This is a genomic window from Rhodococcus sp. 06-221-2 (assembly GCF_002258365.1).
Classification (GTDB): domain Bacteria; phylum Actinomycetota; class Actinomycetes; order Mycobacteriales; family Mycobacteriaceae; genus Rhodococcoides; species Rhodococcoides fascians.
This window is the reverse complement of record NZ_NOYJ01000004.1, coordinates 448,654-473,611: the sequence shown is the minus strand read 5'-3', so window position 1 is coordinate 473,611 and position 24,958 is coordinate 448,654. Positions and strand designations below refer to the sequence as shown.

The 24,958-nt window shown below is 65.2% G+C and carries 21 protein-coding genes; 11 read left to right on the top strand and 10 right to left on the bottom strand.

What is annotated here, in order from left to right; all coding sequences use genetic code 11:
• Window positions 1-169: 169 nt before the first annotated feature.
• Window positions 170-787: an alpha/beta hydrolase gene (locus CH281_RS03370; protein WP_094692868.1), complete on the bottom strand. Its 618-nt coding sequence runs from the start codon at window positions 785-787 to the stop codon at window positions 170-172.
• Window positions 788-868: 81 nt separating this feature from the next.
• Between CH281_RS03370 and CH281_RS03365 the strand changes: the two genes are divergently transcribed.
• Window positions 869-4,318 (top strand): TM0106 family RecB-like putative nuclease, encoded by a 3,450-nt coding sequence (locus CH281_RS03365; protein ID WP_094692866.1) that lies wholly within the window; start codon window positions 869-871, stop codon window positions 4,316-4,318.
• Here the strand turns inward: CH281_RS03365 and CH281_RS03360 are convergent.
• Together CH281_RS03360 and CH281_RS03355 are read right to left on the bottom strand one after the other, a co-directional pair.
• The gene (locus CH281_RS03360) at window positions 4,288-5,502 is read right to left on the bottom strand and encodes an alanine racemase (RefSeq protein WP_094692864.1); all 1,215 of its coding nucleotides are present in this window, start codon (window positions 5,500-5,502) and stop codon (window positions 4,288-4,290) included. The genes CH281_RS03365 and CH281_RS03360 overlap by 31 nt on opposite strands.
• Window positions 5,503-5,585: 83 nt before the next feature.
• Window positions 5,586-6,227 (bottom strand): TetR/AcrR family transcriptional regulator, encoded by a 642-nt coding sequence (locus CH281_RS03355; protein WP_027498003.1) that lies wholly within the window; start codon window positions 6,225-6,227, stop codon window positions 5,586-5,588.
• 75 nt (window positions 6,228-6,302) lie between these two features.
• Between CH281_RS03355 and CH281_RS03350 the strand changes: the two genes are divergently transcribed.
• Together CH281_RS03350 and CH281_RS03345 are read left to right on the top strand one after the other, a co-directional pair.
• Complete coding sequence (locus CH281_RS03350) at window positions 6,303-7,616, top strand: D-arabinono-1,4-lactone oxidase (protein WP_094692862.1); 1,314 nt, start codon at window positions 6,303-6,305, stop codon at window positions 7,614-7,616.
• 61 nt (window positions 7,617-7,677) lie between these two features.
• Window positions 7,678-9,165, top strand: coding sequence for a molybdopterin-dependent oxidoreductase (locus CH281_RS03345; RefSeq protein WP_094692940.1), 1,488 nt, complete (start codon window positions 7,678-7,680; stop codon window positions 9,163-9,165).
• 1 nt (window position 9,166) lies between these two features.
• Here CH281_RS03345 and CH281_RS03340 read toward each other — a convergent pair whose 3' ends face one another.
• Both CH281_RS03340 and CH281_RS03335 read right to left on the bottom strand, forming a co-directional pair.
• Window positions 9,167-10,108, bottom strand: coding sequence for an adenosine deaminase (locus CH281_RS03340; protein WP_027498006.1), 942 nt, complete (start codon window positions 10,106-10,108; stop codon window positions 9,167-9,169).
• A 10-nt stretch (window positions 10,109-10,118) separates the two neighbouring features.
• Window positions 10,119-10,910: an enoyl-CoA hydratase/isomerase family protein gene (locus tag CH281_RS03335; RefSeq protein WP_094692938.1), complete on the bottom strand. Its 792-nt coding sequence runs from the start codon at window positions 10,908-10,910 to the stop codon at window positions 10,119-10,121.
• A gap of 86 nt (window positions 10,911-10,996) precedes the next feature.
• Between CH281_RS03335 and CH281_RS03330 the strand changes: the two genes are divergently transcribed.
• The gene (locus tag CH281_RS03330; RefSeq protein WP_094692860.1) at window positions 10,997-12,142 is read left to right on the top strand and encodes an acyl-CoA dehydrogenase family protein; all 1,146 of its coding nucleotides are present in this window, start codon (window positions 10,997-10,999) and stop codon (window positions 12,140-12,142) included.
• Window positions 12,143-12,194: 52 nt separating this feature from the next.
• Here CH281_RS03330 and CH281_RS03325 read toward each other — a convergent pair whose 3' ends face one another.
• The 3 genes from CH281_RS03325 to CH281_RS03315 all read right to left on the bottom strand — a co-directional run bounded on the left by CH281_RS03325 (window position 12,195) and on the right by CH281_RS03315 (window position 14,748).
• Window positions 12,195-13,658, bottom strand: coding sequence for a DHA2 family efflux MFS transporter permease subunit (locus tag CH281_RS03325; protein WP_094692858.1), 1,464 nt, complete (start codon window positions 13,656-13,658; stop codon window positions 12,195-12,197).
• On the bottom strand, window positions 13,655-14,272 hold the full coding sequence (locus CH281_RS03320; RefSeq protein WP_052054800.1) for a PadR family transcriptional regulator: 618 nt from the start codon (window positions 14,270-14,272) through the stop codon (window positions 13,655-13,657). The genes CH281_RS03325 and CH281_RS03320 overlap by 4 nt, the downstream gene beginning before the upstream one ends.
• A 272-nt stretch (window positions 14,273-14,544) precedes the next feature.
• Window positions 14,545-14,748, bottom strand: coding sequence for a cold-shock protein (locus tag CH281_RS03315; RefSeq protein ID WP_008714360.1), 204 nt, complete (start codon window positions 14,746-14,748; stop codon window positions 14,545-14,547).
• A gap of 194 nt (window positions 14,749-14,942) precedes the next feature.
• On the opposite strand from CH281_RS03315, the gene CH281_RS03310 reads away from it, so the two are divergent.
• Window positions 14,943-15,686, top strand: coding sequence for a GNAT family N-acetyltransferase (locus tag CH281_RS03310; protein WP_256983329.1), 744 nt, complete (start codon window positions 14,943-14,945; stop codon window positions 15,684-15,686).
• 63 nt (window positions 15,687-15,749) lie between these two features.
• Window positions 15,750-16,763: a glutathione S-transferase family protein gene (locus CH281_RS03305; protein WP_094692856.1), complete on the top strand. Its 1,014-nt coding sequence runs from the start codon at window positions 15,750-15,752 to the stop codon at window positions 16,761-16,763.
• 9 nt (window positions 16,764-16,772) lie between these two features.
• Here the strand turns inward: CH281_RS03305 and CH281_RS03300 are convergent, their stop codons facing one another.
• Both CH281_RS03300 and CH281_RS27190 read right to left on the bottom strand, forming a co-directional pair.
• The gene (locus CH281_RS03300; protein ID WP_094692934.1) at window positions 16,773-17,153 is read right to left on the bottom strand and encodes a VOC family protein; all 381 of its coding nucleotides are present in this window, start codon (window positions 17,151-17,153) and stop codon (window positions 16,773-16,775) included.
• Complete coding sequence (locus CH281_RS27190; RefSeq protein ID WP_256983328.1) at window positions 17,150-17,284, bottom strand: hypothetical protein; 135 nt, start codon at window positions 17,282-17,284, stop codon at window positions 17,150-17,152. The genes CH281_RS03300 and CH281_RS27190 overlap by 4 nt, the downstream gene beginning before the upstream one ends.
• Before the next feature lie 97 nt (window positions 17,285-17,381).
• Between CH281_RS27190 and CH281_RS03295 the strand changes: the two genes are divergently transcribed.
• The 5 genes from CH281_RS03295 to CH281_RS03275 all read left to right on the top strand — a co-directional run bounded on the left by CH281_RS03295 (window position 17,382) and on the right by CH281_RS03275 (window position 24,891).
• On the top strand, window positions 17,382-18,101 hold the full coding sequence (locus CH281_RS03295; protein ID WP_094692854.1) for a hypothetical protein: 720 nt from the start codon (window positions 17,382-17,384) through the stop codon (window positions 18,099-18,101).
• A 43-nt stretch (window positions 18,102-18,144) separates the two neighbouring features.
• Window positions 18,145-18,984, top strand: coding sequence for an LLM class F420-dependent oxidoreductase (locus CH281_RS03290; RefSeq protein ID WP_094692852.1), 840 nt, complete (start codon window positions 18,145-18,147; stop codon window positions 18,982-18,984).
• 107 nt (window positions 18,985-19,091) lie between these two features.
• Window positions 19,092-20,150, top strand: coding sequence for an ATP-binding cassette domain-containing protein (locus tag CH281_RS03285; RefSeq protein WP_094692850.1), 1,059 nt, complete (start codon window positions 19,092-19,094; stop codon window positions 20,148-20,150).
• 8 nt (window positions 20,151-20,158) lie between these two features.
• Window positions 20,159-20,917, top strand: coding sequence for a hypothetical protein (locus CH281_RS03280; RefSeq protein ID WP_230591712.1), 759 nt, complete (start codon window positions 20,159-20,161; stop codon window positions 20,915-20,917).
• A gap of 65 nt (window positions 20,918-20,982) precedes the next feature.
• Entirely contained in the window at window positions 20,983-24,891 is a 3,909-nt protein-coding gene (locus CH281_RS03275; protein WP_179274090.1) for an ABC transporter ATP-binding protein, read from the top strand.
• Window positions 24,892-24,958 lie beyond the last annotated feature (67 nt).

Sequence of the window (24,958 nt, the reverse complement as noted above, 5' to 3'; positions counted from 1 at the left end):
CACGCAAAACGCTCGGCTGGAAAACTCCAGCCGAGCGTTTACGTGATCTACTGACAGGCATCTGACCATCAGGTGTTGCGAGGACCCCTAGAATCCGCCCAATCGCGTCGGGCCCTTCGTCGTACAGCATGTGATCGTCAGTGCATGTGATCGTCAGTGCATGTGATCGTCAGTGCATGTGGTCGTCGAGGAATTCGGCGACCACCGTGGTCACGGCCTGGTGAATCTTTTCGTGCAGCAGATCGTGTCCGCCGTCCTCGAACTCGCGCAGGCTCGCCTGCGGAACGCGTCCGATCCATTCACGCACGGCATCGACCGGTGCCAGACGATCGTCCACGCCGTGCACGGCCAGCAACGGAATGACGTTGTCGGACAGGTCGTCGGCGGACCCGGTCACGGACTTGGGCGTGCCGCACAGAATCGCGCAGCGGACCGCCTCGGGGTGCGCACCCAGCGCTGCGATGGCCGTCGCAGCTCCGAGCGAATGGCCCATCAGAGCGAACGACAACTCGGGGTGCTCGGACTCGGCGATGTCGATCAACTGCAGCGCGTTCTGGGCGAGACCGGGGATCTGTGCTGCGTCGGTCAGTTCACCCTCGGTCAGGCCGTGCCCTACGTGATCGACCGCCCACACGTCCACCCCACGCTCGTTCAGTAGCCGAGCGAAGCGGTGGTAGTGGGCGCTGTTCTGGCCGAGACCGTGCAGGAAAACGAGACCGAATCGAGCGTCGGCGACGGTCCAGGTTCGATAGTGGACAGCACCGGTGGCTCCGTCGAAAAAAGGCATTGAATCATTTTGCCTGTTCCCGCCGGCTTCCGCGCGCAACGTGACCGGTGCCGCTGTCGCGGGTCGCTAGGGTGGACGCTTGTGTTCCTCCTCGGCGATCAGGTCGTCTACAGCGCCAGCGACCTCGCCGCGGCCGCATCCTGCGAATTCGGACTGCTCCGAAGACTGGACGCTGTCACCGGCCTGATCCCCCGGCAGAGCGTCGCAGCCGACCCGATGCTGGACCGCACCTCCACACTCGGATTCGAGCACGAACGACGCCAACTCGAGGCGTTCGAGCAGCGTTTTCCCGGTGGCGTCCTGACCATGGACCGACCGGGCCGCACCGCACAGGAACTGGCGGACGCGGCGTGGGCGACCTTCACCGCCCTGACCTCACGCACGCCGGTGCTCTATCAGGCCACCTTCTTCGACGGACGATTTCTCGGTTTCTGCGACTTCTTGGTTGCCGACGGTTCTCGTTACACCGTCTACGACACGAAACTGTCGAGACACGCGAAGGTGCCGGCGCTGCTGCAATTGGCCGCGTACGCCGACGCCCTGCAGGCCGGGGGTATCACTCCGAGCGAGCAGGTCCATCTGATGCTCGGCGACGGCAGCGACTCCGCGCACGCGCTGGCCGATATTCTCCCGGTCTACCGGCAGTCGCGGGCACACCTGCAGCACATTCTCGACGAGCATCACGCCGAGGGCACCGTCGTCGAGTGGTTCGATCCGCGGTATTCGGGATGCGGGCAGTGCGATGCCTGCACCGCCGAGGTGGAGCTGCATCGCGATCTGGTGCTCGTCGCCGGTATGCGCGGCAGCACCAGGGACCGCCTACTGGACGCAGGGATCTCGTCGATCGACGAGCTCGCCGAGTCGAGTACCCCGGTGGACGGCATGTCCTCCCGCACACTGGAGAACCTGCGCGCGCAGGCGGCCCTACAGGTACGCCAAGAGCGCAGCGGGGCAGCCGAATTCGAGATCTTCGACGCCGAGGCACTGGGGGTGATTCCCGAGCCCGACGACGGGGACATCTTCTTCGACTTCGAGGGAGATCCGCTGTACGCGGAATCCGGTTCGTCCGACTGGGGTCTCGAGTACCTGTTCGGCGTCTACACCGCGGACGGCGACTTCCTGCCGTTCTGGGCGCACGACCGTGCGCAGGAACGTCGTGCGCTCATCGACTTCCTCGACTATGTCGCCGCCCGCCGAGCCGAGCATCCGAAGATGCACGTGTATCACTATGCGCCGTACGAGAAGACGGCCCTGCTGCGGCTGGCCGGCCGGTACGGAGTGGGCGAGGACGCCGTCGACGATCTGCTGCGGGAGAACGTTCTCGTGGATCTCTACCCCGTCGTGCGGTCGGCTGTTCGGATCGGTGCCCGCTCGTACAGCATCAAGAAACTCGAACCGCTGTACATGCCCGCGGCCCGTGACGGAGACGTCACCGACGCGGCGGCGTCGATCGTCGAATACGCGCACTGGTGCGAACTGCGCGATCGAGGCAAGGACGCCGAGGCGGCAGCTCTGCTCGCCGACATTGCCGAGTACAACCGCACCGACTGCGAATCGACACTGCGACTGCGTGATTGGTTGCTCGATCGGGCATCGGACGCCGGGGTGGCACCGCGGCCCCCGCAGCAGCTGGACCTCGAGGACGTCGTCGACCGCACCGCGACCCCACTCGAACTCGAACTGGCCGAGCACGCCGGACTGCCGTGGGATCGCACGCCGACGCAGCACGCGCTCGGATTGTTCGCCGGTGCCATCGGATATCACCGACGAGAGAACAAGCCGTTCTGGTGGGGCCACTACGACCGCCTGACCCATCCGCTCGACGAATGGGCCGACGCCGCGGACGTTTTGAAAGTCGAGCGCGCCGAGCTGGTGCACGACTGGATGAAAACTGCACCCGGACAACGGGTGCTGCGTCGTCAGGTCAAGTTGATCGGGCACCTGAGCAACGGTGTGCTGTCCGGCTCGAAGGTGAAACTGCTGTACGAGAACCCAGCCCCGGAGGGGTTGACGAAGCAGCAACCGGCGCATCGGGCCACCACATCGGTGGAGATCGTGCAGACCGGGTACGAGGGAACCCTGGATGTAGTTGTCGTACAAGAGAATCTACGCAAGGGCGTGGAGGAGTACACCGATTTCCCGGTTGCCACCGCCCCCGAGCCGCCGCCGAACACCAAGCATCTCGAGCAGGCGATCGTCTCCGTCGCGACCGAGGTTCTCGGCGGGTTGCCGGAACTGCCGCGCACGGCCGTCGCCGATCTGCTGACGCGCTCGACGCCTCGAACCCTTTCCGGCTCCGGCCTTCCCGCGGTCCACGACAAAAACTACGCACATGCGATCACGGACGCGCTGCTCGATCTCGACAATTCGTACGTCGCGGTGCAGGGCCCGCCCGGCACCGGGAAGACCTACACGGCGGCGCGCGTCATCGAACAGCTGGTGAACACCCATCATTGGCGGATCGGAGTGGTCGGCCAGTCGCATCACGTGGTGAACAACCTGCTCGACACCATCGTCGGGGCCGGGGTCGACGCCACGAAGGTGGGCAAGAAGGCCCCGACCGCGCACACCGTCGTGGACATCACCGGATACTCGCATTTCGTCACCGAGGCAGACGAGGGCTGCGTCATCGGCGGCACCGCCTGGGATTTCTCCAACCCCAGCCGAATTCCACCCGGCTCTCTCGATCTACTCGTCGTCGACGAGGCAGGTCAGTTCTCCCTCGCCAACACCATCGCCGTCTCGGTATCGGCACGTAATCTGCTGCTTCTCGGCGACCCGGCGCAGCTCCCCCAGGTCAGTCAGGGCACCCACCCCGAGCCCGTCGACGAATCCGCTCTGGGATGGCTGACGAACGGGCATGCCACGCTGCCCGCCGACCGCGGTTACTTCCTCGCGACGACGTGGCGGATGCATCCGGATCTGTGCGCGCCGGTGTCGATGCTGTCGTACGAGGGCAAGCTCGAATCGAACAAGGATGTGACACAGTCTCGTTCGCTGTCGGATCTGGAACCGGGCCTGCATGTGGTCTACCTGGACCATCACGGCAATTCCACCGACTCGATCGAGGAAGCCGACGAGATCGTCACGCGGGTCCGGTCGTTGCTCGGTCGGCCGTGGGTGGATCCCGCACACGGCGGCGACCCGCGGCCGATGCAGCAGGCCGACTTTCTGGTGGTCGCGGCCTACAACGCACAGGTCGCCGTCATCGTCGAGCAACTCGCGGCCGCCGGACTCGACGAGGTGTCGGTGGGGACCGTCGACAAATTCCAGGGCCGTCAGGCACCGGTGGTCCTCATCTCCATGGCAGCGTCGACCATCGAGGACGTGCCCCGCGGAATGGGATTCCTGTTGTCGCGCAACAGACTCAACGTCGCCATCTCTCGCGGTCAGTGGGCAGCGATTTTGGTACGCTCGCGCGCGCTGACCCACTATCTGCCGTCGACCCCGGACGGACTCGTCACGCTCGGCACGTTCATGCGGCTGTGCGAGAACGCACGTCAGCCGAACGCCATACCCTCGCCGCGGTAGGTGGGAACGGCGTCGACCGATCCGTCGGAATGCACCAGAGACAGGGTGTCGAACCGCTCGCACAACTCCCCGGCCTTGGCGTGGCGGAACCAGATTCGATCGCCGATGCGCACCTCCTCGGCCCCGCTCACCGGGGTCTGCACCTCCCCCGCGCCCTCGTTGCGCAGCAGTTTCAGGCCCGACGCGACAACGCCCGCCGCCCTCCTGGACCAGCCGACAGGTCTGGGTGACCGCGACCAGGATGCCGGGCCCGACGCGATGTAGCCGCCGCCGAACGCGGTGGCGATCCGCGGAGTCGGCTTGCGCACCACCGGCAGTGCGAAGAACAGCGAGGGTTCGGCCGAGAATGCGCGATACCGATCGAACAGGGTCGGCGCGAACAGACCCGAGCCCGCGGTGACCTCGGTGACGGCCGGATCCGCGGCAGAGAAATCGATCGACCCGGTACCACCGCTGTTGACGATCTCGAGCGGCCCGATCGCCGCGGTCACGGCGTCCACCACTGCTGTTCTCCGCGCACCGATCTCACGAGACGACAGCGACTTCATCAGCTCGACAGCGACGTTGGCGTCGGGAACACCGGCGATCTGCGCCTCGTAGAACATCAACCCCACCACCCGGAACCCCTGCGAGCGAGCCTGACGGGCGAACTGCGCTACCTGGTCCGGATCCCGAAGCGGAGAGCGCCTGACCCCGATGTGCAGCGGCCCCACCCGCAACGATGCGTCCACGTCGATACAGATGCGGGGCTTGAGCAGGTCGCTCCGAGCAGCGTCTCGGACGAGGTCCAGTTGCGCGACGTCGTCGACCATCAACGTGATGCGCCCCGACAGCACGCGGTCGTTGACCACCTCGGCGAGCGCCGTTCGATCGATCGTCGGGTACCCCATCAGAATGTCGTCGACGCCGGCCCGCGCCAACCAGATCGCTTCGCGCAGCGAATAGGCCATCACTCCGGATACACCCTGCGCCGCGAGGACCCGATTCAACACGGCTCGGCACCGCACCGACTTGCTGGCGATCCTGATCGGTACACCGTTCGCGCGGGCACGCAGTGCTGCAGCATTGGCATCGAGAGCTGTCAGATCGACTGCTGCCGTAGGAGATTCGAGACCCTCGGTGGCTGCGGCAATGCGGGACAGCGGGGTCGTAGCGGTGGTGATGTCACCGGCGATCGAACTCATTCGGCACATTCCTTCGTCGTCGTTGCCGGGCCGACACAGTCAAACACTCCGCAGCCGAGAAGTCCCGTCGAGCGGTTTTCCACTCAGCGATCTTCTGCCTTCGCGGCGATCAACCCGGACAGGTCGTCGATCTGGGCCAACACTTCGAGATCGTCGCCGTCGACCAACCACCGCAGCACCAAACCGTCGAGAGTCGCCATCCCGAAGCGGGCGATCGACTCCACCGGTTCGAGCCACCGCGTGCCGGTGTGGTCGGAACAATTCTCGAAGAACAGCTGCGCCTCGGAATCCCGGATTCGATACTGCCCGCTGGCGATCTCGGCGGCCGTGGCCGAACCCAGTGCGCGATGCCGCAACAGATACGTCTTGATCTCGTACGCCAACAGCTGACGACCGTGCGATTTCTCAATAAGCAGCCACACCGCGCTCAGCCCGCTGTGCACCAGCTCGCGCAAACCCCGAACACCGGGTAGTTCGTGTGTTCCGACCGCGCTGTCCAACGCGGCGTGCAGTATCTCGGTGACGTCGACGATGAGGTGCTCGCCCATCGCGATCACCAGATCCTGCTTGGTCTCGAAGTGGTATTGCACGATGCCTTTGGTGACGTCGGCATATTCCGACAGCGCCCGAACGGTGAGCGACTCGATACCGACCCGCTCGGCGACGTCGATTGCCGACTGCACCAGTTGTGCGCGGCGCACGTCGGCGGGCAGCCTCGATTGCATGACCCGATACTAGGTCGCGGTCGACATCTGTGCCTTGGATTGCCCCAGGGGAGCGCGCTGCGAGATAGTGATTCGATGATCGAGCGGTCGTGGCAGAACTGGGCGGGCAATCAACATGCATTCCCGGCGCGTCGAGCCAAGCCCTCGTCGGTCGAGGAGCTGCGTGCGATTCTGCGCGATGCCGCCGAACGCTCTCTGCCGGTGCGCTGCGTCGGGGCAGGGCATTCCTTCACACCCATTGCCGTCACCGACGGTATTCAGATCGCCTTGGATGCGCTGAGCGGTATCGAATCCGTCGAACGCGCCGACGACGGATCTGCCCAGGTGACGGTGCTGGCCGGCACTCGACTCCGGGAGTTGTCGGCGCGGTTGTGGGAGCTCGGGCTGGCGATGACCAATCTGGGCGACATCGACGAGCAGTCCGTCGCCGGGGCCATCTCGACGGGCACTCACGGAACCGGTGCCGGATTCGGCGGAATCGCCACCCAGGTGCACGCGCTGGAGCTGATGACTGCGGACGGACAGTCGGTGCAGTGCTCCCGAGACGAGAACACCGAACTGTTCGACGCGGCCCGCATCGGTCTCGGCGCTCTCGGCGTCATCACGCGTGTGACGTTGAACTGCGTCGCGGCGTTCGCGCTGCAGGCCGTCGAGACGCCGTCGACGCTGACGGCGACGCTGCGTGATCTCGATGCCACCGTCGCCGGCGTCGACCATTTCGAGTTCTATTGGTTTCCGCACACCGATCGTGTGCTCACCAAACGCAACACCCGCCTGCCCGGTGACACCGATCTGCGTCCGCTGGGCAAGGTGCGCTCGTATCTCGACGACGAACTGCTGTCCAACACGGTCTTCGAGGGCCTCAACCGAGTGGTGACGCGAGTGCCTGCGTTGATTCCCAGGGTGAACGCGGTCTCGGCCCGAGCACTGTCGGCTCGCGAGTACACCGACCGCTCGTACCGGGTGTTCGCGTCGTCGCGGACGGTCAAGTTCGTCGAGATGGAATACGCCGTGCCCGTCTCCGAGATCGCCTGGGTGCTGCGCGAGGTGGATCGCTGGCTCGAGCGTTCGGCGATCTCCATCGCGTTCCCCGTCGAGGTGCGGTTCGCGGCCGCCGACGACATCTGGCTGTCCACGGCATCCGGGCGTCCGACGGCGTACATCGCCGTGCACCAGTACCACCGGCGTGATCATCGCGAGTACTTCGACGCTGTCGAAGCCATCTGCCGCAGCGTCGGGGGTCGGCCGCACTGGGGCAAACTGCACTCTCTCGGCAGCGCCGAGCTGCGTGATTCCTACGAACACTTCGACGACTTCCTGCGCATCCGAGATTCCCTGGACCCGACGCAGCTGTTCCGCAACGACTATCTGGACCACCTGCTGTCGTGAGCGGTATCTCGTACCCTGCTACGAAATACCGCGCACGACGAGTTCGCTTACATTGGACTCGGTGAGCACAGGAAAACGCGCGCTGTCCGGCATCATCGCCGCCGGAGTCGTCCTCGGCGTCGGCGAATTGATCGCCGTCCCCATCGGACCGAACTCGTCACCACTGACCGCCGTCGGCTCCTCGGCGGTCGACAACAGTCCGGCGCCGGTCCGTGAATGGGCCATCGACACGTTCGGCACCTCCGACAAGCTCGCCCTGTTCCTCGGTATGGCCGTGGTCATCGGTGCTATCGCCGCCGCGGCAGGAATCGCTCGCAAACCGATCGGGGCCACGTTGTTCGCCACCTTGGGCGTAATCGGCGTCCTCGCCGCGGTGACCCGACCCGACGCGACGGTGTTCTACGCAGTCCCGACCGTCGGCGGCGTCATCGTCGGCATCGTCGTGCTGCACGCCCTCATCGGATCCGCCACCCCGGCGACCGACGGAATGAACCGACGCAGTTTTCTGACCCTCGCCGCCGGTGCCGCAGTACTCGGAGTCGTCGCAGGGACCGCCGGACGAATGCTCACCTCGGCGCGAGCGGTCACCGCCGATCGACTCGGCTTCATGCTCCCGACCCCGACGCCACAAACGCCGATACCGGCGGGGGCGGACCTGAAGATCGACGGCCTCGCGTCGTACATCACCCCGAACGAGGACTTCTACCGCATCGACACCGCGCTGGTCGTGCCACGCGTGGCGTCCGATACGTGGTCGCTGCGGATCCACGGGATGGTGGATCGTGAGATCGAGTTGACGTTCGCCGATCTGGCGCAGCGTCAGGCAGTGGAGAAGACAGTCACGTTGACGTGCGTGTCCAACCTCGTCGGCGGCGACCTCGTCGGCAACGCAACGTGGATCGGCTACCCGCTGAAGGACATCCTCGAAGAAGCGGGCATCTCCCCCGACGCAGACATGGCTCTGTCGTCCAGCAGCGATGCCTTCACCGCGGGCACTCCCCTCGACGTGCTGCTCGACGGTCGGGACGCGCTGTTGGCCGTCGGAATGAACGGCGCGCCGCTACCCGTCGAGCACGGTTACCCGGCGCGACTGGTCGTGCCCGGACTGTACGGATACGTCTCGGCCACCAAGTGGGTCACCGACATCGAGATCACCCGATTCGACAAGGTGACGGCGTACTGGACCGACCGCGGCTGGGGCGCACTCGGTCCGATCAAGACCGCTGCCCGCATCGACACTCCGCGATCGGGCAGCTCCGTATCCGCAGGTAAGACCGTGTTCGCGGGCGTCGCCTGGGATCAGCACACCGGCATCGAGGCCGTGGAAGTGCAAGTGGACGAGGGCAATTGGGTGCCGGCAACCCTGTCGGAGGAGTACTCCAAGGACACGTGGCGGCAGTGGATGATCGAGCTCGACCTGCCGGCGGGCCAGCACGCGATCCGCGCCCGGGCCACCAACTCCGCCGGGGAGCTGCAGACCAACAAGACTGCAGACACCGTCCCCGACGGAGCAACCGGCTACCCGAAAATCTCGGTGACGGCGAACTGATTCAGGAACTCGCGAAGCTGGCGCGAACCGAGTTCTCCGCCAACTGCTTCCGTTCGTCCGCGGTGAGGCCCATGCCGGCTTCGAGGGCGGTGAAATTGTCGTCGACGTAACCGCCGAAATAAGCGGGGTCGTCGGAATTGATCGACACCGACAGACCGCGGTCGAGCATCTGCCGTAGCGGCAACTGCGCGACGTCGTCGATCACCTTGAGCCGCACGTTGGACAACGGGCAGACGGTGAGCGGAATCTGTTCCTCGACAAGTCGATTCACCAGCGCCTCGTCTTCCAGGCATCGCACGCCGTGATCGATGCGCTCGACCTTCAGCAGATCCAGTGCCTGCCAGATGTAGTCGGGCGGGCCTTCCTCACCGGCGTGGGCGACCACGTGCAGGCCCTCGGCGCGCGCCTTGGCGAACACGTCGACGAACAGCGACGGCGGGTAGCCGACCTCGGCGGAGTCGAGACCGAGGCCGATGATCGGAGCCTTCATCGCCAACAGATCGTCGAGCAATTGGTTGGCGTGCAGCACCGGCTTGTCTCGCAGGATCGACGCGATCAACCCGCTGGTCACGCCGAATTCGCGCTCGCTGGTCGCGCACGCGTCTGCCAATCCCTCGACGACAGCCTGGAGCGGTACACCGCGCTCGGTGTGCGCCTGCGGATCGAAGAAGATCTCCGCATGCGTCACCCCGGCCTGCGCGGTGCGGCGGAAGTACGCGCGCGCCAGATCGGCGAAGTCCTCGGCGGTGCGCAACACGGCCATGTTCGCGTAGTACAGATCGAGGAAGGACTGCAGGTCGGTGAACTCGTACTTCGCCTGCAGTTCGTCGATATCGTTGTACGGCAGCGTGATTGCGTTGCGCTCGGCGAGATCGAAGATCAGCGGCGGTTCGAGCGACCCTTCGATGTGCAGGTGCAGTTCGGCCAGTTGATCGTTACTCACTCATACGATTCTACTTGCCTGTGTAGGTCGCCTTACCCGGGCCGACCTCGAGGAAGCTCGTCACCGCACCGCGCAGATCCTCGGTCTCGAACAATGCGCCCGACACCTCCGACGTGATCTCGTCCGCATGCGCCACCCCGCCCGAACGCCACGCCGTTACAATCTGTTTCGTCGCCGCATGGGCGATGGTAGGGCCGTCGGCCAGTCGGTGTGTCAACGCGTGCGCCGCGGCATCGACGTCGTCGTGGATCTGGTTGACCACGCCCCACTCTTTCAACGTCTGGGCGTCGTAGAGATCTCCGGTCATGACGAATTCACGTGCCCGACCCGACCCGGCCCGCTCGGCCAGACGCTGCGGTCCGCCCATCGACGGCGTCAACCCGACGACGGTCTCGACCAGACCGAACTTCGCCTTGGGTCCGGCGAGAACGATGTCGCAGGCCAGCGAGATCTCGAACGCCGCGGTGAGCGTCAAACCGTGCGCGGCGTAGATCACCGGGCACGGCAACGCCTCGAGCGGGTGAATGATGCCGGCGAACAACCCACGCCACAGATCGGCACCCTCGGCCGCGGACAATCCCTCGAACACGTGCACGTCGACGCCCGCCGAGTTGACCTTGCCCTCGGCACGCAGCAGAACCGCACGCGGCGGGTTCGCGGCCAGATCGGCAACGTTCGCGGCCACCGCGTCGAACATTGCCTGATCGAACAGATTGAGGGGGCCGTGATCGAACGTCAGGACAGCGACCTCGGCGCCGGCCGCAGTGGTCGATCGGACGAGCGAGGTAGGTGCGTCAGCCATGCCTCGCATAGTGCCATACGCGTTCCGGGGCGTAGTTACCGACGAGTATTGTGCGCGTATCAGCCGTTACCGAGAGGAACAAGTAAGTGAAGCGCAGCCTGTTCGAGTCCGACCACGACGACTTCCGCGCATCGGTACGCGAGTTCGTCACCAGGACGATCACACCGGTCGAGGAAAAGCTGATCGAACAGCGATACATCGACCGCGAGATCTGGCTCGAAGCAGGACGCAACGGTTTCCTCGGCCTCGAGGTGCCCGAAGAATACGGCGGCAGCGGAGCCGAGGACTACCGATTCAACGCCGTCCTCGGTGAGGAACTCGCCCGCTCGAGTGCCGCGGTGGCGTCGTGCTTCGGTATCCACGTCGACATCGTCGCGCCCTACCTCGTCAAGCTCACCACCGAGGAGCAGAAGAAGCGCTGGCTGCCCGGGTTCTGCAGCGGCGAGATCCTCACCGCCATCGCCATGACGGAACCCTCCGGCGGCTCGGACCTCGCCGCGCTGAAGACCACCGCCGTCAAGGACGGCGACGACTTCATCATCAACGGCTCGAAGACGTTCATCACCAACGGCAATTCCGCCGACCTCGCCATCGTCGCCACGCGCACGACGCCCGAAAAGAAGGCCAAGGGCATCACGCTGTTCGCCGTCGAGAACGGAACCGAAGGATTCACCCGCGGCCGCAAACTCGACAAGGTCGGCCAGCCCGAATCCGACACCGCGGAACTGTTCTTCGAGAACGTGCGAGTACCCAGCGCCAACATGATCGGCGAATTCGACGGCGGCTTCATCCACATGATGCAGCTGCTCCCCCAGGAACGCATCAGCTGCTCGGTGGCCAACCTCGGACACGTACGGCCCATTCTCGAAGAGACGCTGCAGTACGCCAAGGACCGCAAGGCATTCGGTCAGCAGATCGGCTCGCTGCAGTGGAACAAGTTTCTGCTCGCCGAGCTCGTCACCAAACTCGATGTGGCACAGGCATACATCGACAACTGCATCGTCGCCCACGGCCAGGGCGAGCTGACGGCCATCGATGCAGCCAAGGCCAAGTGGTGGAGCTCGCAGGTGCAGAACGAAATCCTCGACCACTGCGTCCAGCTGCACGGCGGCTACGGCTTCATGAACGAATACCGCGCCGCGCGCGCGTGGAAAGACGCTCGCGTGACCAAGATCTGGGCCGGATCGAACGAAATCATGAAGGAACTGATCGGCCGGGATCTGGGGCTGTAGAGCGGCTTCGCCGCATGTGAGTGGAACTTCGTAGCAGGGGTCGAGGTTCCACTCACATGGGTTTCTCGAACGCGGGCCGGGCGTAGAAGCAGACCGCGATCATGCCGACCAGGAGCACGACGGCGGGGAGGATCAGCGACTGCGCCATCGCGGTGGTGAAGCCGTCACGCAGCATCTCGGGCACTCGGCCGGCGAATTCGTTTGCCCCCGAAGCCGATCCACCGGTAGGTAGTTCGGCGGCCAAGCGCGATTGAATGAGCGCGCCGATGCCCGCGCTGCCGAGCACGGACCCGATCATGCGGGTGGTGTTGTAAATTCCCGAACCTGCACCCGCCTGGCTCATCGGAAGATTGCGAGTGGCCGTCGCTGCCAACGGAGACCAGATCAACGCATTCGCCACACCCATTGCAGCGACGGGGAGCAGCAACTTCCAGATGGCCGTCGTGGGCGTCATCTCGTATGCGAACCACAGCAGCGACGCGGCGAGGATGAACAGTCCCGATCCGGCGATGTACCGCGGATGCGTCTTGTCGACGAGCTTGCCGATATTGGGTGCGAGCAGTCCGGTCAGCAGCGCCATCGGAACGAACAGCAGTGCCGACCGGGTGGGCGTCAGACCGGTGACGCTCTGCGCGTAGAACATGATCGGCAGCATCATGCCGGACATCGCGAAACCCATTGCCGCGATACCGATATTGGACAGCGAGAAGTTGCGGTCGCGGAACAGGACCAAGGGCACCAGTGGCTCGCTGGTGTTCACGGACTGCCAGTAGACGAACCCCGCGAAGACGAGCAGACCGACACCGATGAGGATCCACACGCCGGTACCCCAGTCGTACTTCTGACCTTCCTGGATACCGAAGACGATGCAGAAGAGTCCGACAGCGCTGAGCGCAACGCCCAGCAGATCGAACTTGTGATCGTGGGTCGGCAGCACCGGAACGAACTTCAGCGCCAACGCAATTGCGAGAATGCCCACCGGCACGTTGATGAAGAAGATCCATTCCCAGCCGAGCGAGTCGACCAGCACACCGCCGAGAATCGGCCCGACGAGCGTAGCGACGCCTGCGACGGCGCCCCATGCCCCCATTGCCGTTCCACGCTTCTCCGCCGGGAACACACGAGTGATCACCGCCATCGTCTGCGGGGTGATCATCGCCGCGCCGAGACCCTGAACCGCGCGCGCCGCGATGAGCATGTCGATCGATCCCGACAGTCCACACCACACCGATGCGAGAGTGAACAGCACCAGGCCGGCGATGTACAGATTCCGCGGACCGAACTTGTCACCCAATCGGCCCGTGACCAGCAGTGGAACGGCGTAGGCGAGGAGATACGCGCTGGTGACCCAGATGACGTTGTTGATGTCGGTGTTCAGCCCGGTGAGGATCGCAGGTTGCGCGACCGCGACGATCGTCGTGTCCACCAGGATCATGAAGAAGCCCAAGCACAGTGCCCACAGCGCCGGCCACGGTCTGATCTCGTGCTGCGACGGGGCAGTCTCGACGGAATTCATGTAGCGCTCCCTATCCCCGAAGTCGGGTTCGTGTGATGTGCGGAGATGTGATGCGGCCAGTCGAGCTCGCCGCTGTCGATCCGATCGAGGTAGCGCGTCAGCCACTGCACTTCTGCGCGCAGCATGTGGTGAATGTAATCGATTCCGGCCCAATAGATTTCGGATATCTGGCGATCTGCTGCGAGCTGTTGATAGCCCGACAGTTCGTCGATGTCCGCGGTCAGGTCCACGATTCGCTCCCGTAACAGGGCGGTCGCGTCGGATGCGGGTAGGTTGTGCATTTCGGACAGGCCGAGGACGAACTGCGGGTATTCCCGCACCGGGGTTCTCAGAATTTCGGTCAGCCGATCGGTCAGCACGTGCCGTCCGGCCGAGGTGATCCGATAGGTGGTGCGCTCCGGACGGTTGCCACCCCGGTCGGTTCCGACCTCGTCGACCAGTTCCTGCTCGTGCAGACGTGCGACCGCGTGATAGAGCGAACCCGGGCGAATCTTGACGATTCGATCTTCCTTGCGGGAGAGCAGCAATTGATACATCTCGTAGGGATGCATCGGGCCCTCCGAGAGCAGAGCCAGAATCGAGACGCCCAGCGGATTGACGGTTCCGGCTCGCATCGATCCCCCTGTCACCTATCCCGCACGAATTATTCCAACTGGAATATAGGGCCGGCGATAGCCTCGGAGCAACCCGGACAATGCGCCCACCAGGGGACAAAGGCGTCTTTCGACGCAGAATGGGCACCGACCGCGGTCGATGCCCTCGCCGAACAGACGAAGGCCGGATACTCGGAATTACTTCCGTGTATCCGGCCTTGTCACCGAGTTTCTGGTGCTGAAAAAGTCTAGAGTTTCAGTCCACCAGGAGAAATCGGGTTACGAAGCTTGAATCAGATGGCGCGGACGCCGGTAGCCTGGGGGCCCTTCTGACCCTGGCCCACCTCGAACTCCACGCGCTGGCCCTCGTCGAGCGACTTGAAGCCGCTACCCTGAATCTCCGAGTAATGAACGAAAACGTCCGGTCCGCCACCATCCTGCTCGATGAAGCCGAAGCCCTTTTCGCCGTTGAACCACTTCACACTGCCCTGCGTCATTCTGTAAACCTTCTGTAAGCGAGCTAGATCTTCACGTCGAAGCTCTAATCTCAAAACCGAGTCTGCCATCTATCGCCGCTGAGCGAAACACCGGGGGCAAAAAAGTTCGAAAGATTGCTTTGGGACGGTGAAACAGAAATGCCGCCACAGCTGCCGCAGCCCGTCGGTTCAAGTGCCGTCGCTACTGTCGAACCGTGGAATTGCCTGCCTACGATGCCGACCGATTCGATCCCCACCGACTCGACATCGTCCGACTCGCCTGGTGCCGACGGCTGTCGTTGGACGACCGTGCCCTCGACACCACCGCGGACCGCGTCGAACATCGGACCGACACCGAGAACATCGTCGTACTCCGACTGGCGCAGACCACTCTGATCGTCGGGCCGTCCTGGGCCGTGGACGCCGCACGCGGCATCGAGGGCCGGGCAGACGCCGGTCGGACGTGGTTGTCGACGCTGCTGGGCGATCGCGTCGAGCAGTACGAGATCGACTCCCACACGCTGGCCTACGGATCCGAGATCGGCCACACCATCGACGTCCACGATCCGCTGATCTCCCACGACGCAGAGCACGCCCGTGCTCTGGCGGAGCACTGCAGCGAGGCCGACGTGACGGAGGCATTCGGCGAGCCGGTGTCGCGGCACTGGTTCACTTTGCTCGGAGACGACCGACCCGCGGATTCGGCGCGATCCCTGGCCTCGGCCGGGTACTCGGAAGAAAATATGATCCTGGCCGACATGCGCGTTCTCACCGACCCGGAACACCGACGACACGGATACGCCGCGGTCGTCGGGCGGCTCGCGACCAACGATGCCATCGACGACGGCCTGATACCGCAGTGGCGAGCGCGACCGGAGAACACGACCGCTCGACGCCTTGCCGCCCGGCTCGACTACGTGGAGATCGGCGCCTGCCACACGGCCGTGCGTCGAACCTAGGCGCTTGAATCCGGTCCGGACTGGGTAGCGTTCGTGAGACCGACCGATGTGAGGAGTTCGATCATGGCCGAGGACGCCACCTACGTGAAGCCGGGCGAGGAATTCAAGCGCGATACCAACTACATCCCGACGCGCATCACCGCCGACGGCCGGGACGGGTATCCGGTGGAGCCCGGGCGTTACCGGTTGATCGCGGCGCGGGCCTGCCCGTGGGCCCATCGATCCATCATCGTGCGTCGACTCCTCGGGCTCGAAGATGTTCTGTCCCTTGGCATTCCGGGTCCGACCCACGACCCGCGCAGCTGGAACTTCCAGGAGGAGCCGGGCGGCGTCGACTCGGTTCTACAGATCCCTCAGCTGCAGGACGCCTACTTCGCACGGTTCCCGGACTACGAACGAGGCATCACCGTGCCGGCGATCGTCGACGTTCCCACCGGCCAGGTCGTCACCAACGACTACCCACAGATCACCCTCGACCTCAGCACCGAGTGGACGCAGTACCACCGCGAGGGCGCGCCCGATCTGTACCCGGAGGCGCTCCGCGGCGAGATCGACGAGGTGGCCGATCTGGTGTTCAAGGATGTGAACAACGGCGTCTACCGCTGCGGATTCGCCGGCTCGCAGGAGGCATACGAGAGGGCGTACGACCGCCTGTTCGCTCGCCTCGACTGGCTCGTCGAACGGCTGTCCACCCGGCGGTATCTCGTCGGCGAGCACATCACCGAGGCCGACGTGCGACTGTTCACCACCCTCGTTCGTTTCGATCCCGTCTATCACGGCCACTTCAAGTGCAACCGCAGCAAGCTCACCGAGATGCCGGTGCTGTGGAACTACGCACGCGACCTGTTCCAGACTCCCGGATTCGGTGACACCGTCGACTTCGATCACATCAAGCGGCACTACTACGAGGTGCACACCGACATCAATCCGTCGGGCATCGTGCCGAAGGGGCCCGATCTGGCCGGCTGGCTAGAACCGCACGGACGTGAATCACTCGGCGGATCGCCCTTCGGCGACGGCACCGCGCCGCAGCCGCCGAAGCCGGACGAACTGGTCCCGCCCGAGCACTGGGTGTAACAGTGACGGCTATGCCCCGGCGTAGGTACCGAAGCTCCAGTAGACCCCCTCGGCGTCGCGGCAGGTGAAGCCGCGGCTGCCGTAGTCCTCCTCGCGCAGGCCCTGCGTGACGGTGCCGCCCGCCGCGACGACGCGATCGTGGATGCCGTCGGGGTCGTCGGTGACGATGTAGATCGACCCGACACCCGGCGGCAGTTCGCCGATGGCACTCCCGTCGCGAACACTGCCCAGCATCACCCCGCCGCCGTCGGGCCAGCGCAGTTCCGCATGATCGATGCGGTCGCCTTCGCCGTGAACCGCGCACTCCTCGAATCCCAACACGTCGACGATGAATCGAATTGCGTCGCGTGCGTTGTCGTACTTCAGAGTGGGCCAAATGTGTGTGGTCATGACGCCATACCTTCCTCGTCGGCCGCGCGGATCGTCACCGGCTGCGATGCCGCTCGCCAGGGTCTCGAACACGCCCGCACCCCGACGCGGCGCGCGCCACCGGATACCACCTCGCTCGGAGGAATCTGCACGCCACCAGTCTAAATTGCCCCGAACGTGTGCAACGAGGAATTCGCGGGTAACTCCCCCGACCAGCGTCACCGACGCTCGCAACCGAAAGAGGTATCGATGGCAGGCAAGAAGGACGACGCTCAGGTCGAGATCTCGAGCGGAGGCAAGCTCGAACGGGCCCTGGTCAACATCCTGGACAACGCCAGTCGCCTACAGGGACCCGCCGTCGACAAATACGTCGCGCACGTGCGTCGAGCACACCCGTACGACACCCCGGCCCAGATCATCGAACGGCTCGAGAAGCGATTCCTGCTGGCTGTCACCGGAAGCGGATCGGCAGTGGGAGGCGCAGCGGCGGTCCCCGGAATCGGTACGGTCGCATCGCTCGCCGCCGTCGGTGCCGAGACCGCGTTCTTCATCGAGTCGTCCGCTCTGCTGACGCTGTCGGTCGCGTCCGTGCACGGCATTCCCGTCGAGAATCACCAGCAGCGACGCGCGCTGGTGCTCTCGGTGGCACTGGGCGAATCGGGCATGCAGATCGTTCAACGAACAGTGGGCAAGACAGCCAAGAGCTGGGGCCCACTCGTCACCTCGCGCATCCCGGGCGGCTCGATGGCCAGCATGAACAAATCGCTGGTGAAGAAGTTCGTCACCAAATACCTGGCCAAGCGCAGTGCACTGCTGGTCGGCAAGATGCTTCCCGCCGGAATCGGCGCGGCGATCGGCGGCGCGGGCAACCGAGTGGTCGGCAAAGGCGTCGTCAAGAACGCCCGTGACGCCTTCGGCCCGCCGCCCGCACGGTTCCCGGAAAATCGCATCATCGAACCGGACGAATGAGAATGCCCGGAATCTTCGAGAGGCTGCTGCGTTGACTTCGAACATGACTTCCACACCTGAACTCGGCAAGTACGGCGTCTGGCGACTGCACTCGGCGTTCACGCCGGAGTTGTCCCGCGCCATCGAGTCCTTCGGCTACGGGACCATCTGGCTCGGCGGATCCCCGCCCGCGGACCTGACGACCACCGAGGAGATCCTCGACGCCACGGACACCATCGTCGTCGCCACCGGCATCGTCAACATCTGGTCCGATGCAGCCGCCGACGTCGCCGCGTCGTATCACCGCATCGAGAGCAAGCACCCCGGACGGTTCGTCCTGGGCATCGGTGCCGGTCACCCCGAGGCCACCCAGGAGTATCAGAAGCCGTACGACGCATTGGTGAGCTACCTCGACGACCTCGACGAGGCCGGAGTCCCGATGGAGCGTCGGGTCCTCGCCGCGCTCGGCCCCAAGGTGCTCGCGCTGGCCGCGAGCCGTACCGCAGGCGCGCACCCCTATCTGACCACTCCCGAACACACCCGTGAAGCCCGAGAAGCAGTGGGGCCGAACAAGATTCTCGCTCCCGAGCACAAGGTGGTGCTCGAGACCGATCCGGAGAAGGCACGCGCGATCGGTCGGCCACCGGTGAACAACCCCTACCTGCATCTGCGCAACTACACCAACAATCTGAACCGGCTCGGCTACTCGGACGAGGAAATCGGCGACGGCGGCAGTGACCGACTGATCGATGCCCTCGTCGCACACGGCGATGCCGACGCCATCGCTGCTCGACTCGACGAACACCTCACCGTCGGCGCGTCGCACGTGACGCTGCACGCGCTGCCCGACGACGCCGACCCGCTCGAGACGTACCGGGAGATCGCTGCGGCGTTGCATCGCTGAAACCGGGGTCATCCCGCCCGTCGGTCCCACCCCGTAACCTCGTGTACCGGTTGCCGCCAAGCAACCGGCACACGAGGTGCACCGACGGCCAGGGGGACACCGCACAGATGACCAGCTACTCGGCTCCGGCGCTGGAAGCGCAGGCTCTGACGAAACAATTCGGTACCGTTCGCGCGGTCTCGGACCTGAGCTTCGTCGTTCCACGCGGAACCGTCACCGGCTTTCTCGGGCCGAACGGCTCCGGCAAGTCCACGACACTGCGGATGCTGCTCGGCCTCGTCGCCCCGACTTCGGGCGTCGGCCTCGTCAACGGCGTTCCGTTTCGTACGGCGACCCACCCGGCCCGTACCGTCGGGGCCGTTCTCGACTCGCTGAGTTTGCACCCCAAACGCAGCGCCGAGCACCACCTGAAGATCTACACCGCGGCGATCGGGGTACCCGACAGCCGCGCCCTCGACGTCCTGAACCTCGTAGGTCTGGGCGACGCCGCGCACCGCGCAGCAGGCGGGTTCTCTCTCGGCATGCGTCAGCGACTGACGTTGGCAACAGCTCTACTCGGCGATCCCGAGATCCTCGTACTCGACGAACCCGCGAACGGCCTCGATCCCGAGGGGATCGCCTGGCTTCGAGACTTCCTCAAAGCGTTCGCGGCATCGGGGAGAACCGTCCTGGTATCGAGCCACATCCTGCGCGAGATCGAGCAGACCGTCGACACTCTCGTCATCGTCAGCGCCGGCACCCTGATGTACCAGGGATCCATCGCTCAGCTGCGATCCACCCGCCCGAGCCGCGTGCTCGTCGCCGCGTCCGACCCGGCGAAACTGGCTCTGGCATTGGCGTCCACCGGACTCACCGACACCCAACTGCTGCCCGACGGCCGCATCGGCGTCGCGGGTGCCGACGCTGCCACCGTCACGCGCATCGCGACCGACGCTGGGGTCACGGTCTTCGGCACCACCAGCGAACACGTCGACCTCGAGCAGGTGTTTCTCTCCATGACCACCGGTCAGTACACCGCAGCACCCGTCCAACCCACTGCGTACGGACCGCCGCCGGGATACGGACCGCCGCCGGGATACGGGCCGCCGCCTGGTTACAACCAGGGGTACTCACCGCCGCCACAGAACTACGGACCACCGCAGAACTGGACCGGGGGTTCGCGATGAACGCGCTGTTGACATCAGAGATCCGCAAGGTCACCACACTGAAGTTCTGGTGGGCGCTGGCGATCGCACCGATCGTTGTCGGCGTGTTCGCGTCCGTCATCACCTCGGTGATCGCGAACCAGCTGGGCGAGTTCGAGGAAGATCTTCAGATCGCCGGCGGTGTCGCCTCCATCGGCCTGTACGTCGCCGCGGGTGCCGCCATCCTGTTCGCCGGCATCTTCGGCGCGGTCAACGCCGGTACCGAGTTTCGACACAAGACCATCACCACCAGCTTCCTGACGGCCCGCGGCAGGGACGGCGTCATTGCCGCCAAACTCATCGTCACCGCCCTGTTCGGCCTGGGGTACGGCCTCGTCGTGCTCCTGGCGAGCCTGGTGTGTCTGCTGATCTTCAGCCAACGAACAATCGTCCTCGACGGCGCTTTCATCGGCGTCGTCGCGTCGTGCTTGCTCGCCGTGGTGCTGTGGTCGCTCATCGGAGCCGGGCTGGGGTTGCTGCTCAAATCCCCGACCTGGGCCGCCATCGTGCTCGTCGCCTGGCTGCCGTTCGGTGAAGGACTGCTGTCCCTGATTCTGTTCGGAGTAGGTTTCGGACCGGTGGCAACCGCGCTGCCGTCGAACCTGACATTGCCGACGATGGCCGCGACACAATTGGACGATGCGGGCGACCTCGCGTCGTGGCCGTGGGCTCCGCTCGGACTTGCCCTGTGGGCCGTGATCCTCACCGGTGGCGGGTGGTTCCTGGCCCGTACCCGGGACATCGACTGACCACCGCATCGGCGGGGATGTTCGCCCGATCCTGCTGTCGGTAGCCGGGTCTACCGTGTGAATCGATGGCACACAGCGAATACGTGAAGGATCGGGCAGGGTCGGGCAGCAATACGGGCAGTACCCGTCTGCTGGAAACCGACCCCGGCTCGTCCGGCGTACCCACCGACTCCCGGCCGACCACGGCTTCGTCGATCACACGGCATGGCTGGATCAGACGTCTGCTCGCGCAGTGCATGTTGCACCGGCGGACGGCACTCGGCGCACTGGGCGTGACGATGATCGCCGCGCTCATCGACATCTCGTTCCCGCTGCTGACGCGCCTCGCGATCGACGACGCCAGCGCAGGCAAGAACGACGTGATCGCCGGAGTCGCGATAGCCATCGCACTGCTGGGTGCTCTCCGGTTCGCCTGCCAGTTCGGTCGGCGCATGCTCGCCGGGCGCCTGTCGATCGATGTCCAACACGATCTGCGGATGGACCTGCTGGCGTCGCTGCAGCGACTCGACGGTCGCAAGCAGGACGAAATCCGAACCGGCCAGGTCGTGTCGAGATCGATCACCGACCTGCAATTGGTGCAGGGTCTGCTCGCCATGGTGCCGCTGTCGGCCGGGGCAATTCTGCAGTTCGTCCTGGCCCTGGTCGTGATGGCCTACCTCTCACCGCTGCTCACCCTTGTCGCGGTCGTCATCGTTCCCGCGGTCAGCGTCGTCGTCTACCGGATGCGACCCACCCTCTTCGCTGCCACCTGGTCGGCACAACAGCGCGCCGCCGATCTGGCCCAGCACGTGGAGGAGACCGTCACCGGAGTCCGGGTGGTCAAGGGCTTCGGGCAGGAAGCGCGTGCGGTGGATCGCATCGAAGCTCTCGGGCGCAGGCTGTTCGCCGAACGCATGCGCTCGGCCCGCATCAATTCACGGTTCGCACCGACCATGGCAACCATTCCTCAGCTCGGACTGGTCGGCGTCATCGCTCTCGGCGGCTGGTTGGCACTGCACGGCCACATCACCATCGGCACCTTTCTCGCCTTCGCCACCTACGTGGCCACGCTGTCCGCCGTCACCCGAACCGTGTCGTCGGTGGTGATCATGGCGCAGCTCTCCCGCGCGGCCGTCGAGCGCGTCTACGAAGTGGTCGACACCGAGCCGACCGCACCGGAACCGGCGCACCCCATCGCACTGCCCGACGGCCCCCTCGGCGTCCACCTCACCGGCGTCACGTTCGGATTCGAGGCAGAGCGCACCGTCCTCGACGGCCTCGACCTGAGCATCGCCCCCGGCGAGACGGTGGCCGTCGTGGGACACGCGGGCTCGGGAAAGACCGCGCTCTCCCTGCTGCTCCCCCGCTTCTATCGCCCTGCTCGCGGCCGGATCGCGGTGACCTCCGGCGACACGTCCATCGACATCGACGACCTGGATTCCGCGTCACTGCGCGAAGTGGTGTCGTTGGTCTTCGACGAGCCGTTTCTGTTCTCCGACACCATCGCCGCCAACATCGCGCTCGGCAGGCCCGAGGCAAGCGCGGAGGAGATCGAACACGCGGCTCGGCTGGCTCAGGCCTCGACCTTCATCGACGCTCTGCCCGAGGGTTACGACAGTCTCGTCGGCGAACGCGGCCTCACCCTCTCGGGCGGGCAACGCCAACGCATCGCCCTGGCTCGCGCCCTGTTGGTCGAGCCGCGGATTCTCGTCCTCGACGACGCCACCTCCGCCGTCGACGCCGAGACCGAGGCCGCCATCTTCGACGCACTGCGCGGCGTGCGTACCCGGGCGACCCTCGTCCTCGCACACCGCCGATCGACACTGACGTTGGCCGACCGAGTAGCCGTCCTCGACGGTGGACGCATCATCGACACCGGCACAGTCGACGAACTCGACGAGCGCTGCCCACTGTTCCGCGCTCTCCTCGCCGGCGGAGACGAGAACGAACACAGCGACGCCGCACCAGAAGCGCGCACGGAACCGTCGGCGGCGATGCTCTGGCCGGACGATGCTCTGGAAGCCGCATCGAACCCCGGTGCCGCGATGCCGCCCGCAGGTGCCGGAGGCGGAGGCACACACGGCGCAGCGATGGCCGGCGCATTCGGCTCGTTGGCACCGACGCAGGCCATCTCCGACGCGGTGGCAGCCCTACCGCCGGCAACGGAGGAACCAGGCGGATCGGGACAACAGTTGCGTCGACCCGACCCGGAATTCCGGCTCTCACGACTGCTGAGTCCTGTCCGGCTGCTGCTGGCAGGTGTCGTGGTGCTGCTGGCGCTGGACTCGATCGCCTCGATCGCCTTTCCCTCACTCGTCCGGTACGCGGTGGACAGCGGCGTGGCCCGCGGGGACTCCGACACCCTGTGGATCGCAACGTCGATAGGCGTCGCCCTGGCTGCTGCCAGCTGGTTCGTGGTCTGCGCGACGACCGTGCTCACCGCACGAGCCGGCGAGCGGGTGCTGTTCGGATTGCGAGTACGCAGCTACGCGCACATTCAGAGACTCGGGCTGGACTACTACGAGCGCGAGCTGTCCGGGCGCATCATGACGCGAATGACCACCGACGTCGATGCGCTGTCGTCGTTCATCCAGACCGGCGCGTCCACGGCCGTGGTCAGCGTGCTGACCGTCGTCGGCATCGCGATCGCACTGCTCGTCACGGATACGACGCTCGGGCTGGTCGCCCTGGCTGTCGTGCCGCCGCTCGCCGTCGCAACCGTCGTCTTCAGACGCATCTCCTCGGCTGCGTACTCGACCTCGCGCGAACGCATCTCCATCGTCAACGCCGATTTCCAGGAGAACGTCACCGGACTGCGCGCAGCGCAGGCATACCGACGTGAGGAGTACGCAGCCTCTCGCTTCGCCGAACGCAGCAACCGCTACCGAGCGAGCCGGATGCGATCGCAGACCGCGATCTCGGTGTTCTTCCCGTTCATCACGCTGCTCTCGGATGTCGCGCTGGCCGTCGTCGTCTTCGTCGGTGCGCATCAGATCGCCACGGGCACCGCCACCGCGGGCACCCTGGTGGCGTTCGTGTTGTACCTCGGACTCCTCTTCGGCCCGATCCAGCAACTCTCGCAAGTATTCGACGGCTACCAGCAGGCCCGCGTCGGCGTCGGGCGAATCGGAGACCTCCTACGCACGACGAGTTCGATCGAAACAGCGACAGCGACCGGGTCCGGTGCAGTCGTCGGCGATCGCCTGAACGCCGACATCGACCTCGTCGACGTGAGCTTTCGGTATGCCGGAGCTCACTCCGACGCACTCAGTGAGGTATCTCTCAGCATCCCGGCAGGCACCACCGTCGCATTGGTCGGTCGCACCGGAGCAGGCAAATCCACCGTCGTGAAGCTGCTCGCTCGGTTCTACGACCCGACCTCGGGATCGGTACGCGTGGGTGGCCACGACCTCCGCGACTACCGGTTGTCCGACTACCGCCACCGGCTGGGCGTCGTACCGCAGGAAGCCCACCTGTTCACCGGAACCATCGCGTCGAACATCGCGTACGGCAGGCCCGACGCCAGCAGGGCCGACATCGAGAACGCGGCACGCTCGGTCGGGGCCCTCGACACCATCGCTGCACTTCGCGGCGGTATGCAGCAACCTGTCGGCGAACGCGGCCAAGGGTTGTCGGCCGGCCAACGACAGCTCATTGCGCTGGCCCGCGCCGAACTGGTGGATCCCGATCTACTCCTGCTCGACGAAGCGACCGCGACCCTCGATCCGGCCACCGAACGCAAGGTCCTCGAAGCCAGCAACGCCGTTGCGCGGACCCGCACCGCTGTGGTCGTCGCGCACCGATTGGCCACCGCCGCACGAGCGGATTTGATCGTGGTCGTCGACGGTGGTCGTATCGTGGAAGTCGGACGACATTCCGAACTTCGCAAACGGGACGGCTTCTACGCCACATTGTGGGCTGCAGCCGAAACGAACCGGGGGAATAATTCGATAGTCAACGGGGTCATCGACAACGAGGCCGATGGTTACCGGTGAGTACATATCACAGCTACGTCCCGGACGCACGCGATCTCGACCGGAGGTCTAGCCTGGAGTCGTACGC

Excerpts from the sequence above, each read along its gene's own strand:
- CH281_RS03370 (WP_094692868.1), bottom strand. The coding sequence starts at position 787 with ATGCCTTTTTTCGACGGAGCCACCGGTGCTGTCCACTATCGAACCTGG.
- CH281_RS03360 (WP_094692864.1), bottom strand. The coding sequence starts at position 5,502 with ATGAGTTCGATCGCCGGTGACATCACCACCGCTACGACCCCGCTGTCC.
- CH281_RS03355 (WP_027498003.1), bottom strand. The coding sequence starts at position 6,227 with ATGCAATCGAGGCTGCCCGCCGACGTGCGCCGCGCACAACTGGTGCAG.
- CH281_RS03350 (WP_094692862.1), top strand. The coding sequence starts at position 6,303 with ATGATCGAGCGGTCGTGGCAGAACTGGGCGGGCAATCAACATGCATTC.
- CH281_RS03335 (WP_094692938.1), bottom strand. The coding sequence starts at position 10,910 with ATGGCTGACGCACCTACCTCGCTCGTCCGATCGACCACTGCGGCCGGC.
- CH281_RS03325 (WP_094692858.1), bottom strand. The coding sequence starts at position 13,658 with ATGAATTCCGTCGAGACTGCCCCGTCGCAGCACGAGATCAGACCGTGG.
- CH281_RS03320 (WP_052054800.1), bottom strand. The coding sequence starts at position 14,272 with ATGCGAGCCGGAACCGTCAATCCGCTGGGCGTCTCGATTCTGGCTCTG.
- CH281_RS03315 (WP_008714360.1), bottom strand. The coding sequence starts at position 14,748 with ATGACGCAGGGCAGTGTGAAGTGGTTCAACGGCGAAAAGGGCTTCGGC.
- CH281_RS03305 (WP_094692856.1), top strand. The coding sequence starts at position 15,750 with ATGGCCGAGGACGCCACCTACGTGAAGCCGGGCGAGGAATTCAAGCGC.
- CH281_RS03300 (WP_094692934.1), bottom strand. The coding sequence starts at position 17,153 with ATGACCACACACATTTGGCCCACTCTGAAGTACGACAACGCACGCGAC.
- CH281_RS03295 (WP_094692854.1), top strand. The coding sequence starts at position 17,382 with ATGGCAGGCAAGAAGGACGACGCTCAGGTCGAGATCTCGAGCGGAGGC.
- CH281_RS03290 (WP_094692852.1), top strand. The coding sequence starts at position 18,145 with ATGACTTCCACACCTGAACTCGGCAAGTACGGCGTCTGGCGACTGCAC.
- CH281_RS03285 (WP_094692850.1), top strand. The coding sequence starts at position 19,092 with ATGACCAGCTACTCGGCTCCGGCGCTGGAAGCGCAGGCTCTGACGAAA.
- CH281_RS03275 (WP_179274090.1), top strand. The coding sequence starts at position 20,983 with ATGGCACACAGCGAATACGTGAAGGATCGGGCAGGGTCGGGCAGCAAT.